The sequence below is a fragment of the Uliginosibacterium sp. TH139 genome (assembly GCF_002855595.1).
GTDB classification, from domain to species: domain Bacteria; phylum Pseudomonadota; class Gammaproteobacteria; order Burkholderiales; family Rhodocyclaceae; genus Uliginosibacterium; species Uliginosibacterium aquaticum.
Genome location: NZ_PKRR01000003.1, coordinates 539,980 through 555,596, shown reverse-complemented (window position 1 = coordinate 555,596; position 15,617 = coordinate 539,980). Strand labels below are relative to the sequence as shown.

The 15,617-nt window shown below is 58.6% G+C and carries 14 protein-coding genes; 7 read left to right on the top strand and 7 right to left on the bottom strand.

All coding sequences use genetic code 11. The annotated features are described in order from the left end of the window. The first annotated feature begins 8 nt into the window (after positions 1–8). Complete coding sequence (locus C0V76_RS09595; protein WP_101942163.1) at positions 9–1,631, top strand: methyl-accepting chemotaxis protein; 1,623 nt, start codon at positions 9–11, stop codon at positions 1,629–1,631. 39 nt (positions 1,632–1,670) lie between these two features. Here the strand turns inward: C0V76_RS09595 and C0V76_RS09590 are convergent, their stop codons facing one another. From C0V76_RS09590 to xth, 4 genes are all read right to left on the bottom strand, one after another. Then, on the bottom strand, positions 1,671–2,369 hold the full coding sequence (locus C0V76_RS09590; RefSeq protein WP_101942162.1) for a YafY family protein: 699 nt from the start codon (positions 2,367–2,369) through the stop codon (positions 1,671–1,673). Positions 2,370–2,419: 50 nt separating this feature from the next. Then, a complete protein-coding gene (locus tag C0V76_RS09585) occupies positions 2,420–2,788 on the bottom strand; it encodes a VOC family protein (protein WP_101942161.1) in 369 nt (122 codons plus the stop codon). Between the two features lie 71 nt (positions 2,789–2,859). Next, a complete protein-coding gene (locus tag C0V76_RS09580) occupies positions 2,860–5,184 on the bottom strand; it encodes a heparinase II/III family protein (RefSeq protein WP_101942160.1) in 2,325 nt (774 codons plus the stop codon). A gap of 101 nt (positions 5,185–5,285) precedes the next feature. Further along, a complete protein-coding gene (xth, locus tag C0V76_RS09575; RefSeq protein ID WP_101942159.1) occupies positions 5,286–6,044 on the bottom strand; it encodes an exodeoxyribonuclease III in 759 nt (252 codons plus the stop codon). A gap of 412 nt (positions 6,045–6,456) precedes the next feature. On the opposite strand from xth, the gene C0V76_RS09570 reads away from it, so the two are divergent. The 4 genes from C0V76_RS09570 to C0V76_RS19595 all read left to right on the top strand — a co-directional run bounded on the left by C0V76_RS09570 (position 6,457) and on the right by C0V76_RS19595 (position 8,855). Then, a complete protein-coding gene (locus tag C0V76_RS09570) occupies positions 6,457–6,651 on the top strand; it encodes an AlpA family transcriptional regulator (RefSeq protein WP_101942158.1) in 195 nt (64 codons plus the stop codon). A gap of 74 nt (positions 6,652–6,725) precedes the next feature. Next, positions 6,726–7,682, top strand: a complete 957-nt coding sequence (locus C0V76_RS09565; protein ID WP_101942157.1) for a replication initiation protein — start codon at positions 6,726–6,728, stop codon at positions 7,680–7,682. A 516-nt stretch (positions 7,683–8,198) separates the two neighbouring features. Continuing rightward, positions 8,199–8,549: a hypothetical protein gene (locus C0V76_RS09560; protein ID WP_101942156.1), complete on the top strand. Its 351-nt coding sequence runs from the start codon at positions 8,199–8,201 to the stop codon at positions 8,547–8,549. A gap of 69 nt (positions 8,550–8,618) precedes the next feature. Next, a complete protein-coding gene (locus C0V76_RS19595; protein WP_143707389.1) occupies positions 8,619–8,855 on the top strand; it encodes a hypothetical protein in 237 nt (78 codons plus the stop codon). An 89-nt stretch (positions 8,856–8,944) separates the two neighbouring features. Here the strand turns inward: C0V76_RS19595 and C0V76_RS09555 are convergent, their stop codons facing one another. Next, the gene (locus C0V76_RS09555; protein ID WP_101942155.1) at positions 8,945–9,778 is read right to left on the bottom strand and encodes a hypothetical protein; all 834 of its coding nucleotides are present in this window, start codon (positions 9,776–9,778) and stop codon (positions 8,945–8,947) included. Between the two features lie 658 nt (positions 9,779–10,436). Between C0V76_RS09555 and C0V76_RS09550 the strand changes: the two genes are divergently transcribed. Then, a complete protein-coding gene (locus tag C0V76_RS09550) occupies positions 10,437–11,117 on the top strand; it encodes a hypothetical protein (protein WP_101942154.1) in 681 nt (226 codons plus the stop codon). 219 nt (positions 11,118–11,336) lie between these two features. After that, on the top strand, positions 11,337–12,077 hold the full coding sequence (locus C0V76_RS09545; RefSeq protein ID WP_143707388.1) for a hypothetical protein: 741 nt from the start codon (positions 11,337–11,339) through the stop codon (positions 12,075–12,077). Positions 12,078–12,116: 39 nt separating this feature from the next. Here the strand turns inward: C0V76_RS09545 and C0V76_RS09540 are convergent, their stop codons facing one another. Both C0V76_RS09540 and C0V76_RS09535 read right to left on the bottom strand, forming a co-directional pair. Further along, on the bottom strand, positions 12,117–13,322 hold the full coding sequence (locus C0V76_RS09540) for a tyrosine-type recombinase/integrase (RefSeq protein WP_101942152.1): 1,206 nt from the start codon (positions 13,320–13,322) through the stop codon (positions 12,117–12,119). A 335-nt stretch (positions 13,323–13,657) separates the two neighbouring features. Then, positions 13,658–15,484, bottom strand: coding sequence for an autotransporter outer membrane beta-barrel domain-containing protein (locus C0V76_RS09535; RefSeq protein WP_101942151.1), 1,827 nt, complete (start codon positions 15,482–15,484; stop codon positions 13,658–13,660). Between the last annotated feature and the right edge of the window lie 133 nt (positions 15,485–15,617).

Genomic DNA, 15,617 nt, shown 5'->3' with positions numbered 1-15,617 from the left:
CCACGGCCATGAACCTCAGCGTATCCAGCCGCCTGCTCGTGATGAGCGGCGCATCCATCCTGTCCCTGTTCCTGGTTTCATTGGCCGGTTTCTTTGCCGCCAGAGCCCCGCAGCAAAGCCTTGAGCAGTTCCAGCAGAACCTGTTGCCAAGCATGGAGCTGGTGGCTGATATCGAGCGCGATTTCCTGGCCGTGCGGCGCCTGATCACGGTGCACGTCACCGAGCTGTATGACACCAAGAAGAAGGAGGATCGCGCTGCGATCATGGCAGCACGTCAGCGCATGGATGCCGCCTTCGAGCGTTACAGCCGGGAGATGGTGGTCGATGAGGAGGACCGCAGCCTGCTCGAAGCGGTGCGCAATGAAGTGGCCACTTACGATCGCGTGCGCGACGAGGTGCTGGCCAAGTCCGATGATTTCGATGTGGATGGCGCCCGCGATGCCCTCACCGGCATCGGCGTGGCGCAGGGCAACAAGGTTTCGGAGGCGATCAAGGCCCATCGCGAGTACAACCATCGGCAGGCGGACCGGATGGTGCAGGCGGCCTCCAGTCAGGCCTCTTTACTGCTGACGGTCTCCTGGATCGTGGCCTTGCTGGCGACCGTCATCAGTGGTGGCCTGGCTTTCATGCTGATCCGCAGCGTGCGCGTGTCACTGCATGCGGTGCAGGATACGGTCGAGCATATTGAGCGCCGGCTGGATTTCACGCGGCGCATCCCGGTACTGCAGCGCGACGAGCTGGGCGCCATCGCGGGGGCGATCAATCGCCTGATCGATCGCATGCAGGGCAATCTGCAGACCATTGCCGGCAACGCCCAGTCCCTCGCCGCCGCCGCCAGCCAGACGGCCGGATCCTCCGAACAGGTCGCACGCGCTTCGCTGCAGCAGAGCGAAGCCGCTTCCGATATGGCGGCGACCGTCGAAGAGATGACGGTGAGCGTCAACCATGTGGCCGAACGCGCTCAGGAGGCGAACCAGCTCTCCAATGCGTCGGCACAACTGGCGGCCAACGGCGAACTGGTGATCGGCCAGACCGTGCGTGACATCAATGACATCGCCGTGGTCGTCGCGGATTCCTCGGCCCGCATCCACGAGCTGGAGGCTCATGGCGAACGCATTTCCAGCGTGGTGGCCGTGATCAAGGAAGTAGCGGATCAGACCAATCTGCTGGCCCTCAACGCAGCCATCGAGGCCGCCCGGGCGGGTGAGCAGGGGCGCGGCTTTGCCGTGGTGGCCGACGAGGTGCGCAAGTTGGCCGAGCGCACCCGCAGCTCCACCCAGGAGATCGGCTCCACCATCGAGGCTATGCGCGGCAGCGCCTCTGCGGCGGTGGCCTGCATGCAGGAAGCCGTGCTGCGGGTCGGCACCGGCGTTTCCGGCGCGGAAGAAACCAACCAGGCGATTCAGGTGATCCGCAGCGGTAGCCGCGACGCGGTGCAACGCGTGGAAGAAATCGCCACCTCGATCCGTGAGCAGGGCGCCGCCACCAACTCGATCGCGATCCAGGTCGAGAAGATCGCCCAGATGTCCGAAGAAAGCAGCGCCGCCGCAGGCGAGAGTGCCGACGCGGCGCGTGCCCTGGATCAGCTGGCCCGCCAGATGCACGAGATCGTGGCGGCCTATCGGCTGTGAGGGGGGAGTAAAGTTGGCGCGGTTTCCGTGGCTGCGGCGTCAGTCACGCGCAATGCTGACGCCATGACTGGCTTCGAGTTCGTCGAAGAAATCATTGAGGCGCCGGCCGGGCTGGTCCGGGAAGCGGGCGGGCAGGGTGTCGAGATGCTGGATGCGGTCGACACGGAAATGGCGGAAGCCCTCGCGCAGTTCGCACCAGGCAATCAGGGTCCAGGCGCGTCCCCAGAAGAACAGGCCTAGCGGCCACAGGCGGCGCTGTGAGGGGGTCTGGTCTTCGCGCACATAGGCGATGTGCACGATCTTGTGCTCGCGTACTGCAAGGCGCAGCGGCTGCAGCCAGGGGAGCAGATCTGCGCCGATCGGTGGCACGAACAGGCGGGCGAGCTGGGCTTCGCGTTTGAGCGCTTCCGGCAGCACGTTGTGAATCTTGGCCAGCGCAGCGCCGGCCGAACGCGCCAGTTCCGCATCGCCCCAGGCCTGCACCATGCGCGAGCCGACCAGCAGGGCTTCGAGTTCTTCCGGGCTGAACAGCAGTGGCGGCACATCCAGCCGGTAGCGCAGGCGGTAGCCGACTCCGGCCTCACCCTCGATCGGCACGCCGGAGAGGGTGAGGTCGTGGATATCGCGGTACAGGGTGCGCAAGGACACCTGCAGCTGCTCGGCGAGCCACTGGCCGGTGGCATGGCGCCGGGCACGCAGCAGTTCAACGAGGCGGAAGAGGCGGTCGGCGCGGCGCATCAGGCAGAGTGGAGCGGATAGCTGAAGAATCGCACCTTACACCAGGCCGCTCAGTGCATTGAATGCAGGCCGATGACATTGCCCTCGGTATCAAAGAACAGGGCGAAATAACCGATCTCGGGGCGGATCAGGGTCTTGGGCGTCACGATCATGCCGCCGGCTGCTTCGACGCGCGCCAGCACCTGGCCCAGGTCGTCGCCACCGTTCAGATAGATACGTACCCCGTCCTTGTGCGGGCGGGCCTGGGCCATTTCGATCAGGCAGCCGCTTACCGCTTCGCCAGCGTGCGGCCAGATCGCCATGCGGCTGTCCGGCCCGCAGGCTTCCGGCTTGAGTTCGATGGCGAAGATAGTTTCGTAGAAACGGCGGGCGCGCTCGAAATCGGCGACGGGGATTTCAAACCAGTGAATGGCATGCATGACAGACTCCTTGTTGCGGTTGAGGAGACGTCATGTTGCGCGGGGCCTGCTGACAGCGTGGTGTCAGCAGGCTAGCGCTGCAGACTCAGTTGCAGCGGCCCTGCAGCGAGTTGCAGCAGCACGCTGCCGTCCGCCTGCTGCTGCCAGCTTTGCGCGCCACTGAGGGTTTTCACGCCAAAGCCGGGGCGCAGCCGCAAGCTCAGTGGCTCGCGTAGCGTGGCGGAGAGACTCAGCCCGTGGGGAGTGCGGAGGCCTTCCAGACTGAGCGCTGCGCTGGCGGAGAGCTCCAGCGGGCCCGCCAGGCTGCGGGCTTCGATCAGGCTGAAGCGCAGCGTATCGCCCTCGCTGCTGAAGCTGGCGGCCATCCCGGCAAGCTGCCAGCCCGCCGCCTCGACCTGCTTCTCGGCCTCGCGGGCGATCAGGATGAGATCATCGCCAATCCGGGCGGCGTAGCCCTTGCTGGCGGGCAGAGTCTGCACATTGGGCAGACCCGCTTCGTTTGCCCGCCAGGGATAGAGCAGGGTGAGGAAATCCTGCTGCTGCGCGGGCGACCTTGTTTCGGTCGTGACATGCCATTCGTTCGGCATTTTCGCTTGGTAGCTGGCGCCCACCGGCGGTTCGAAGGTGTCGCTCTGGCGCATCGTCAGGGCACTCGCTGCCGGGCTGAGGAAGCGCACCGTGAGGCGTGCGTCCTTCTGTTGCTGGGTGATCTCGCCACGCTCCGGCACGAGGCTCATTTCGCTGCGGGCATGGAGTTGCCACTGGAACTTCACCGCCTCCGCTGCGCTGGCTTCATCGAGCATCACGAAGTAGCGCCGGTTGACGAAGAACACGTGGCGCAGAGCGCGCTCGGCATGCGGGGAATAGGCGCGGCTGGCGTCGCCCGTGGCGAAGCTGTAGCTGGCGCCATCGGCAAAGCGCGTGATCGTGCCGCTGGCCGAGGCGTCCTTGATGCGCTGGCCCTCGCCGCCGAAGAGCAGCGCGTTCTTGGATTTCGTCTGGCGGCTCCAGCCTACGTGGTGCGGGCTGTCGTAGAACTCGCGGTAACCCGAGTTGATCGCCAGCGGCTGGCCGAAGGCGTTGAGCACGAAGCTGTTCTGGTCGGCAAAGCCATGCGAGGCCGAGCCCTGTGGGCTTGAGCGGAAGGCCAGCATGATGTCGTCCGGCGAGCCGAGTGCTGAGTGCATGCTGACGACGCCGATGTCGTCGAAATAGCGGCTCTGCGGCAGCTCCGTGAGCTTCACGTCAGGCAACGCGGCCTGGCCGGTGCGGAAGCGTTGCAGGAAGGCGTCGATGCCATCGTAGGTGTAGTAGCCGAAGCTGGCCGGTGGTTTCTGCCGCAGCAGGCGCGCATAGGCCAGCGGGTAGGGGTCGGCATTCAGCACCGCGGCCTTTTCGAGGATCAGCGCGATGCTGCCGGAGGGGTTGGCGATGTTGTTCAGATCGCCGAAGAAAGAGCCGCCATAGGGCATCTGGTTGTACACGCCGAAGTAGGCGGTGTTGCGCCAGAAGGGGCGGGCCAGCGGTTCGCTGAAGCCCAGCAGGGCCATGCCTTCGAGGAAGCGTTGGTGCTGGGTGATGCCGGTGCTCCAGTAGTTGAGCCCTTCGGCCCAGCCGCCGGCCGGTCCGCCCCACACTGGGAACTGGCGCAGGTAGTACTCATGGCTCCAGGCCAGCCAGTCCGCTGCAGCCTTGTGTTCGTGCAGCAGCGCGAGGCCGCCCTGACCGAGCGTGGAGATGAAGCGCATCGGGTGGCTCAGCGAGTTGTCCGGCACGGTCGGGCGGGTGAGGCTGAACTTGGGCTGAACCTGACTCGCCAGCACTTCCATGCGTGCAATCAGCGCGCGGCTCACGGTCTTGCGCTCGTCTTCGCTGAGCGCGCCATGAGCCCAGTCGTACGCAAACAGCATGGGGCGCAGGGATTGGATGAAGAGCTCGTCGTTGCTGCGATAGGTGTCGCGGTCGATCGACCAGCTGGCCAGATGCAGCAGCCAGCGCGCGGCTTCGCGGCCGTAGGCGGGGTCTTCGGTGAGCAGCCAGGCCAGCGCGTAGCGTTGTGCCCAGGCGGCGGTGTCATTGGCGGCCTTGTAGCCGGCCTGCCAGAGCTGGGTGCCCTCGCTTGTGCCGTTCTTCACGGCGCGGGGTTCGGGGATCAGTGGCTTGTTGTCCAGCGCGGGCAGGGCCAGCTTCGCGAGCGTGGCGCCGTCCGGTTGCGCCGGCAAGTCTTTCAGGAAGGCACGCAGGGCGGGCAGGTCGGCCGGGCGCAGCAGCAGGCGCGGATGCGTGTTGGCGATTTTCTGGCTGAACTCGGCACTGCGCGTAGCGACCAGATTCGCGTCGCTCTGCGCGAAGACGGGCAGACTCAGGAAGGCGATGAGGCAGAGCAGCTGGCGCATGGGGGTTCTCACGAAAAAGCTGTGCAACGTAGGTGCGACTTCAGTCGCACGCGGAGTGTGGCGGCGGACTGAAGTCCGCCCTACGAAAACCCGCCTCGCTTCTACAGGAGTTCGACCAGCACCGGCGCGTGATCGGAAGGCCGCTCCAGCTTGCGCGGTGCTTTGTCCACCCAGCAGCGCGTGGCCTGAGGTTGCAGCGCCTGCGAGAGCAGCAGATGGTCGATACGCATGCCGAAATTACGGCGGAAGGCCATCATTCTGTAGTCCCACCAGGAATAGATTTTCTCGGGTTGCTCGAAGAGGCGGAAGGCATCCGCGAGGCCCAGATCGAGCAGGCGGCGGAAGGCTTCGCGCTCGGGCACCGAGACGTGGATTTCGTCCTTCCAGTCCGGGTGGGCGTCCCGGTCTTCCGGGGCGATGTTGTAGTCGCCGGCCAGCACCAGCTTCGGGTGGCGGGTGAGCTCATCCTTGATCCAGGCGGTGAGTGCCGCGAGCCAGTCCATTTTGTAGGCGAATTTCTCGGACCCGACTGCCTGGCCATTCACCACGTAAGCGCTGATGATGCGCACATCACCTACGGTGGCGGCAATGATGCGTTTCTGCTCGTCGGCGAAGCCGGGGATATCGCGCTGTACATCCTGCGCCGGCAGTTTCGAGAGGATGGCCACGCCGTTGTAGGTCTTCTGCCCGTTGAACACCGCGTGATAGCCGGCCGCTTCGATCTCGGCGAGCGGGAAGGCCTTGTCTTCGCACTTGAGCTCCTGCAGGCAGACGGCGTCGGGCGATTCGCTCGCGAGCCAGTCGATGAGATGCGGCAGGCGGACCTTCAGGCTGTTGACGTTCCAGGTGGCAATCTTCATCTGTTGTTTAACCTATTGATTTTTTGTTATAAAAAATATTTGTTTTTAAAAAATACCCGCATCGATACCCGCTTTCAGCGCTCATCGTAAGGTGGCCCTGAACGACCCATCGCTGTGCGGGGGGGCTCTGATGGCGGCTTTCCTTTGAATACTCGCACAAGTGAGCGCGTTCTCGTCCGCTCCCTTACCGAGAGCCTCAACGGGTTGCATTCTCTTTGAATTGTTTTTTGCTATTGAGTGTAGTTTTGCAATAGCTATAAATAATCAATTATCAGGCTGTATTTCTCCTATACGAACAGTGACGTCATTTGACGTTCCCGGACATTGGCGGACTTCCCCGTCTGCCATTTGAGGCATATTCAATTTTCGAGGACACATTTCCCGGACAACCCAATGGGGACGGAAATGCGTAATGAACACGACTACTTCTTTCCTGCGTTTGCCGGAAGTTCTATCAATTATTCCAATTTCACGGGCAACTTGGTACGAAGGCATCAAGAAAGGCCGGTTTCCTGCACCGGTAAAGCTGGGGCCGCGAGTGTCACTTTGGCGGCGTACCGACATCGACAGGCTCGTAACCGATATTTCATCGCCGGACATTTCGTAACCATCAACCTCTCGCCGCTCGCAGCGTGAGGAAATATATCGAATTTTAGGACAATTATTTGAGCTGTATGCGGCATGCACTTGGAGCATGCCTTGGCTTCTGCCGCACTTGTCGAGCTCGTCACAGAGTTCGCACCCCGCCGACCTTATTGTGCCTGGGACAAGCACGCAGCGCGTGTACGCCCGCAGGCAATGGCGCTGACCGCCCCTTATCTGCAACTCAATCCTCCAGCCCATCATGCCTGGTTGCTGATTGATATTGACCGCATAGGGGCCGCAACCGCCTGGATAGATAAAGACCTTCCGCCGCCGACGTACATTGCTATCAATCCAGAAAATGGCCATGCGCACATGGGATATTCGCTCGCAGCGCCCGTTTGCAAAACAGAGTTGGCTCGATTGAAACCGCTTCGCTATTTGGCTGCGATTGAGCATGCTTTTACCGAAAGGGCCGGTGGTGACTTCGGCTTTACAGGTCCGCTCGCAAAAAACCCCCTGCATCCCCAGTGGAAACTCTGGGAGCCGGCGAACGCCCCGAGATACGAGCTGGGATATTTGGCGGAGTTCGTGGACTTGGCGCGCCGACGCATGCCTCTGGAGGCAGGAGTTGGCCGCAATTGCGAACTGTTCGATTCCCTTCGGTTTTGGGCTTATAGCGCCGTGCGTGAGTTTTGGGGGCCTGGGAGAGGTGATGCGTGGCGAGAGGCCGTTCGGAGGCAGGCAGAGGCCTTAAATACGTTCCAGCAGCCCTTAGGGAACTCCGAGGTCGCCGGGATTGCGCGAAGCGTTGCAAAGTTCATCTGGAGGTCATTTACGCCTGCGGGGTTTCGTGACATTCAGGCAGAACGAGGACGCCTGGGCGCGGCAGCCTCCGCCAAGGTCAAGCGTGCCGAGCATGAGAAGGTCATTCTTGAGGCTATCGAGCATTTGTCTGTCGAAGGCTGGATGCCTTCTATGCGGACCGTCGCAAAGGCCGTTGGATGCTCGATTTCGACCTTGTCGGAAGGCTATGGACATCTCTGGACGTCATAAGACAAAGTGCTCGGTTAGGCCATGTCAGGTAGCAGCACCCAGGGGGTGGGATGGACGCAATCCCTGCGGATTGGGGGAGGCTCGCCGGGAGATGCAGGACTCGAGGGTATGCAGCTATGGCGAGGGGCGAAGCCCACCCCAAATCATGCGGCACACTTGTAGGCTGCACGGGTAGATAAGCTAGGGGAAGTGCGGACTTCGACCTGTTTGATTGTCGGTGCCGGTGAGCGCTGACTACTATGCTGGTTCCGACTGGGCCGTCGTTCCCTGCCAGACGCGGACGCTTCTACGATGCCGCGCAAAGCAATCAGATGCCCTCAGTGATGTATATGCGCTCACAAACCAGACCTGCCTGTTTGCACTATTTTGATGTGCGCATACAGCGTGTCCCTTGTATGATATTTCAAATCATGGGCCTAGGGCTTCAAGCACCTGCCCGAATTATCAGCCGTAGTCGGACCACCTAGCTCATCTACTGACAAGTTATCCATCCTTACTACCCACCTGGAGCCATCAATGGGAAATGAAATTACGACAATTGAATCTGCAACGAGCTTGACGGGCATAGACATTAATAAAGCCGTCGAAGAGGCCCAAAGAGTTGGCCAGCTTTTCGAGAAGATGGGAATCAAGGAAGCCACCCTGCATAACGGGAACTACTTCAACCATAATCTCGAAAGCAACACAAAAACAGTAGTCACTGAGGGCTGTATTGTTCAAGAGCAAGAAAATACGGTGACTGTCATTCTCAAGAAAACAGATGCGGCGCCACTTGCTGCCGTCTCAGAGATTGATAGCCAAACACAGAAGGCTCTCGGAGCGTTCGTCGGCAAGTCTCAACCGTGGATTTCTCAAAACAAAGAGTAACCGCATAACAACGCGCTAAGGCCGAGCCTCTAAAGGGGGAGGCTTGGCACAAAAGTTACAGGAGCAATCATGCCTCATCAGCAATGGCGAGTCAGCTACAAAGACCGCGAAGGAAACCTAGGCAGCACAATCATCGAGTGGCCAGGTGAGCCGTCGATTGAGCATGCTGCAATTCGCATTCGTGAGCGACTGCTCGGGGATAATTATTTGCTCGTTGACACGCCCCGCGGCCATTCTGAGCCCACAGTTTTTCTTCTACAAAGTTATGGCTATCAAATAACAGGCATAGAAGAAATAGCAGAGTAGCCCTCTAAAAGAGGGCTCAATTTTTGCTCACTTCGTCCGCCGTATACCAGCTTCTTTAGTAAAGCGAGAAAGGCTTTGCTGGAGGCCATCTACACACTCTTTTGCTGCGATTGAACCATAGGTCGAGCTTCGTTCAAAGCTGCGTCGAACTCAAACACCTGTACCCGTTGCATGACCTCCAGGAGATTGGACCGAAACTCATAATCATCCCGCGCAGCTTGTTGCAGTGCTTTAAATAGCCGTTCGCCGACCGTCCTGGCGCAATCTGCGGTGACAATCAGTGTCAGCGTGCCAAAGGGCTGAAAGTGGTTTCGATACCACTGGCGGCAAAAAGCTACCAGCCGCTGGAGGTCGCGAGGGCTGCGGTAGCTGTTCTCGATTTCAAGCCAATATGTGCTCCACCCGTCATTGCGGGAGACCTTGATTATTCCGTCCGCAACCTTGTCGAGAGAACGGTTATCCGGACCGCTCCAGTATTGCATCTGACCCAGCGCTCGGTTGGCGGCAATCTCCAGTTCGGAGCGAACAATGTGACCATCGGCGGGTGGATATTTTCTGAGGTAGTAGGCAAGGACTCCATTTGCCGCCGTGCGATGTGAATTGACATGCCGAAGGTTGTCGCGAACCGATGGAGCTATGCCCCCCAGAGCTGGAATTTGTTCGGCGGCAAGGCGAGCGCCTGACGTAGTGAGTGCTACAAAACGTTCCGTCTGCAAGCGGTCGATACGCTCGTGGATGAGATTGTCGGCCAGCATCCTGGATAGCGTGCGATTGAGCATGTTGGTTTTGTTTTTGGATGCGCTCCCGGTGCAGTAGTAAGCCAGTTGGCGGGTTGTTGCATAGCCGGCTCTGGCCAGGAAATACAGCACATCGAGGCGGCGCTGTGCGCCAATGAGGCGCTGGGGATTGGTGTCGGTCGTCATGCACGGTATAGCGCATCCGACGGCAGCCCAAAGCTATTCTCCGACCTATTTTTGTGTATGTGTGCCGACCAGTATGTTGCCGCGCATACATGTCTCGGGCATAGGGCTGGTTACCTGTCCGACTTTACGAACTTCGCCCTTCGGGCTGCGCGTCGATTCTCCGAATCTCCTTGCGGGCCAACGTGTTTCGCGGCCGGGGCTGGACGCCCCTGCGAACCACTCGACGACTAGGGTCGTCGTGTCCCTGCGGCCCCTCGCTACGCTCGGGCAACCCCTTTTCTGCGGTGCTTCGGACTTGCGTCCTCGCAGCCCCAAGGGGCCTCCCGTCTCCGACGTCCGCCTTGAAACGGGGTTGCCCGACCGCAGGCCGGGGCCGGGGGCATAAGCCCCCCGGACTACGGGTCGGCGCTGGGGCGCCTCGCGGTCCTGGACCGCGCCCCTTGCCGGCTCCCCCCAAAACGGGCATCCGTCCGCTGGGGCGGCCGGACTGCTCCGGGCGCCTGCCCTGCGCAGCCCTTTGGGTGTGCGCGCAAGCATAGCCCCTACGCTAGGCACCAGCCTGAAGTTGTACACCATCTATCATAGTAATCTGCATAAGAGCCTGTCTTTCTTTTAGGGCGAACTTCATTTGCAGACGGAATATGTTTAAGGGGAAGGCATGTTTGATATATATCCAGTAAACCCTGAATTAGAGCGCGTACGGGCGTATTCTGTGCAGAAGAAAATTTCATTTCTGCGCACCCATTTCGAAAAGATTGAAAACATTTTCAATCAAGAGCTTGATGCTCTGTCGCGCGAATGTGTTTTGGAAATGGAACGAACGCAGGGCGATGATGATGACGGCTCTTACGACTACCGTGCTTCGGAGGCGATGCGCGAAATTGAATACGTTTTTCTTAGGATGCACCGGTATTCAGCGATTCTTGCAATCTATTCATATCTTGAAACAAGCATGATGGTTTTGTGTAAGGACGCAAAGGAGTCTCTTGAAATTAGTATCTGTGTCAATGATTTGAGAGGTGAAGGTATCTTTGCATGTAAGAAATATCTTGAGCTCTTAGCTGGAGTGGACTTCAATAAAATAAACGGTACGTGGTCGAACTTAGTTGTGTTAAATAAAGTCAGAAATTGCATAGTGCACGCTGACGGAGATGCAAATAAAGCCAGACGTGATGACCTTTTAAATATTATTGGAAGCAATAGAGGGTTGTCTTTTGTTGAAAAAAGTTTGATTATGGTTTCAAGTGATTTTATTTTTGATGCAATTGATGATGTTGAAAATATTCTTGTGTACTTGGCTGAAACTGAAAGACCGAAGAGAGTCAGTGCTTCCTTTTGATTCTGGTTGGAATGAGTGCCGTTCTTTTTAAAAAACTAGCGCTGGACGATTGGATGGTTCATGTTTTTAGATTGGCGCGGCTAGCAATTGATTGGTATTGAGTCAGGCCGACTTTGATATTCCTACCAGACGATGTTTTGTAAAGGGTGGCAGCAGAGAGGCTGGCTGTTTTGACGGCGACGCCCTTATTTTTACTCATCTAAAGAGGGGTTTTGCGCGGTGATTTTGAATTGCTCGAATTACGAGACAACCGTACGGTCGCTTTCTGATATTTTTGGGGTCAGCAATGAGTCCTTTGTATCTTTTGTCAGGACTGTTGGCGATGCTCCGATTGAAAAGGAGCCTGATGTTTTTATTTATGAAAAAGCTATCGAAGAATTCGGGAGAGTGGCGAGCGATTTTCGTGCCTATTGGTTTCATGGGACACGAGTTGCTTGTCCGGATGTGTTTATGCACGAGGGGATACTGCCGAAAAGCGAAGCACTAGGTAAAATTAAGTCGTTGGTTGAGTTGTTGGCTGAGGGATTGTCCCGAGATGGCGAGAGCCCATTCTCCACGTCCATGGCGTTTAAAAATGGTCTTGGTTCGAAGGATGAGGGGCCGTTCGGGTTTTTTTTTAAAATAGTTGCAAGTGATGCACGCGGTTCAACGCACAACTACAGTGATGTGCCTGAGTCAGTGGAGGACTTGGCTGGCCTGATATTGGGTAATAATTATCATTTGTTGATTGAAAAGTTTAAAAGAGTTACTCGGCCATGTGTTGTTACATTTGTGGGTCTTGCTGGCGAGTATGAGTTGCGTCGGGCTTTGTGGCATGTTCAGCAAGTGGAGCAAGGTGTGGGTTTTTTGGAGTCCGCTTTGCATACCCACACTTGCTATAACGGGAATGGTGTCGCCGTTAGTCCTGGCGATATAATTGAAGTCGACGATTTAACTTTGACGAAAACTGCGGTTAGCTAGTGAGTAAGAAAAAATTATTGGTACTCCTGTTCTTGGAGCTCAACTAGCTTTGGTGACTTTGGCTGTACAAAGATAGTCGGCCCACTCTTGAAGCAGCTTTCGCCGTTCAGGCGCGTAATCCCAATGATTGTAGGCGGCTCGGACTTTATCGCCAGGTTCGTGCGCAAGGCAGCGCTCAATCGCCTCTTCGTTGCCTCCAAGTCGATTGAAATGAGTGCTAAACCCAGACCGTAGGCCGTGAGGCGTTCCTTTTCCCTTTAGACCATGTCGATTCATGATGCTATTAAGGGTGTTGCCAGCCATGGGGCGCGCGGGGGTTCTTCTGTTTGGAAAAACATAAGGCGAATTGCTGTCGGAGTAGCGGTGCCACTCTTTAAGGAGCTGGACTGCTTGCGTAGACAGCGGAATCCAATGCGCAACTCTTCCCTTCATTCGTGCTTTGGGTACGAACCACTCGCCTTTCTCAAGGTCGATTTCATCCCATTGCGCGGATGTTGCTTCTGTTTTCCTGCATACAGTGAGCATGACAAGCTTGGTTGCAACGATGGTTTTCATCTCGCTTGTGTCGTCTTTGCAGAGACAATCCATGAAGTCGATGAGTGCGTCGCCCAGTATGGCTGAGTGGTGACGTACTGGCGCTCTCTTGATATTTCTTCGCGTTGGGCACGGATTGCTGGCCAAAACGCCATCGTCAATCAATGACTCAAAAATAGCCATGAAGTATTGACGCAAATTGCGCGCAACTTCCGGGGCGCTTTTTTCAACTGGACCCAGAATTTCAACAATATCCCTTCGCGCGATTCCATTGACTGGTCTGGAGAGAAGAGAATTTGCGTGCTTAGCAATCTCCCTCTTGCGCTGAGCGATAGTCTTTGAATCAAGCCCCTTGGAGGTGGCCGCCAGCCACTTCTCGTATGCTGCTCGGAATGTGTTGGTCTTCTTAAGCTGTTCGTCCTGCGCGGCTTGGCGGCGCTCGTCCTGTCGGACTCTGTTCGGGTTGTGCCCCTCGCGTACGAGGTCGCGCGCGACATTGCGACGGCGCCTAGCCTCCCGCAAGGATAGTGTTGTTGGGTGGTAGAGCCCTATGGCGTGGGTGTTCTCGCGGCCAAGCAACTTGAAGCGGTACTGCCACAGCTTCGTTCCGTTGGACTTTACGAGCAGATAGAGGCCGCCTCCATCGGAGAGCTTGTCGCCTGGCTTGGCGTGTCTGACTTGGATGTCTGTAAGGTAGTTTTCGCTGCGCATCGAGAAACGATACCCGCCTCGATACCCGCTATCAACCCCGGCTGTAGCTAGCTGTTACCGGACAACGTCAGACTCGACCGTAAAGTAAATCGCTGTTTTATATGGAAATAACTTTACTTTCTGGATTGGTGCGTACTTTGTCGTACATCAATTAATATTCCAGGTGGCAATTTTCATGGCGGCTCGTGTTCTTTGCGGCGCAAGGGTGTTGAGGGTGGTGCAGTCATCCGGCTACGCCGGTGATGATTTGCTTGTGGCAGGCCGACAGTTGGGCACACTGCCTTGGCTGTGTCCGGCACAGGAAAGGCAGTCGATGCAGGCGGGGCATGAGGTTGTCAGAAAGCGTGCGACAGGAACAGCCCGGCCTCCCAGCTATCCAGTTTGCTGACCCCGATGCTTTGATAACTGGCATTGAGTTCGATCTGTGTGCGGGCACCGAGCGAAACGCGGCCGCCCAGACGAATGAAGCCCAGCCATTCGGCATAGTCGGACTGCAACACGTTGCTGCTGGCCGAACTGGGCCACTGTTTGGTGTAACGGGCTCCGAATTCCGCGAAGGGCACGTAGAGCTGGTCCTTGCCCCGCCTGATTTCCCGATTGATTTCGAAACTACTTTCCGCCGACCAGCTCTCGCTCTGTTGTGCGTCCAGACCGACGCTCACGCTCTGGCCAAGTATCTGGCCGGCAAGCATGAAGGAGTCGGTCTTCGTGTGCTGATAGCTGAGGCCGATACGCGGTCGCAGGAAGCTTTCTTCCGATAAGGCGTGCTGGCCCTGGGCATTGAGGCTCGCGCTGAAAAGTCGTACGTTGGCTTCACCGGATAGGCTGACGACTTGGTGATCATCGCGCTGATAGCCGAGGCCCATGCTGCCAAATAGGGACCAGTGCTCCGAAATGCGCTGGGAGAGGTAGGGGCCGACCGAAAAGCCGCTGGATTCCTGGGTGACGGAGCCGGAATAGCGCCGGCTTTCGGCGTCGAGCGCAGAGGCCATGATTCCGATGGCCAGACCGCTGTGAACCTGGCGGTCCACTCCAAAAGTCAGGGTGCCGCTCCGGCTGCTGCTTTCAAAACCCGAACGCTGATCCTTGGTGCGGAGCGCGCGTGCGTCGGCCCATGAGTTCCAGAGCGAGTCCTCCAGCAAGTCGCGGCCCGGCGTCAGGGGCACTTGCGTGCTTGTCTGCTGCTCGGGCGCGCTGCAGGGATCGAGGCGCTGGGCGCTTGCGTCGATCTGCGTGGAAGCTTGGCCGTGACACGGGAGGGTCATGACTAGAGGCATGCCCTGATCCAGGTGCTGGGCAGGTGGGCGCTCAGGCTGCAGCCCCTCTGGCGGCAGTACGGCAATCGGCGGTGTAGGCCTGACCGGCACGCTCGGGGTGATACCGTCCGGTGGCAGCACACCAAGCGGTGGCGCCGGTCTGGAGGGGAGTGTAGGTGTCACGCCGTCTGGAGGTAGCACCGCGATAGGGGGAGCGGGTCTGACCGGCAGGCTAGGAGTGACGCCCTCAGGTGGCAACACGCCAATCGGTGGCGCCGGCCGGCTGGGGCGAGACGGTGTGACGCCCTCGGGCGGAAGTACACCGATCGGCGGCGTGGGCCTGACCGGCACGCTCGGGGTGATACCGTCCGGTGGCAGCACCGCGATAGGGGGAGTGGGCCTGACCGGCAGGCCAGGAGTGACGCCCTCAGGTGGCAGTACACCAATCGGCGGAGTCGGTCTGGTCGGGAGTGTGGGCTTTATGCCCTCCGGGGGCAGTACCGCGATTGGCGGCGTGGGGGCAACCGGAGGTCTTGCCGGCGGGCGCCAGTTGGGCGGCACCGTGAGTCCGCCTTTCTGATTTTGGCTGTCGAGCTGGCAAGACTTGTTGCCGTCTGTGCCATACAGCTTGTGGGTGCCCCCATTGCCCGGGGATACAACATCAGACAGGGTCAGGTGTGCGCCTGCGTTGCTGCGGCTCCAGCGATCCCGTTCGGTTCCCTGGGCTTCGACAGAGAATTCGCCGGCGCTCGTCGCGGAGAGCCAGACCGAACGGCCCTGCCCGACGGTGTTGCCGACATAGAAGATCTGGCCATTGCTGTCGCAATTCCCGGCCATGGCGGCGGCTGGCGCGAGCGCTGCGATCAGTAGTGCGATCTTTCTCTGGGGGGGGTGTCCGTGGGGCATGGCGGACCTTTGTTCTTTTAGTTTTTGACCGGGGAAGTGTGCCAGTGCATCCGAGTGATGACAACCGCCTAGATTGTGACGGAAAAGTTGTGCCCGTTAGGGCTAGCAGAGCTAGCGTATGAGCCCTCGCGCA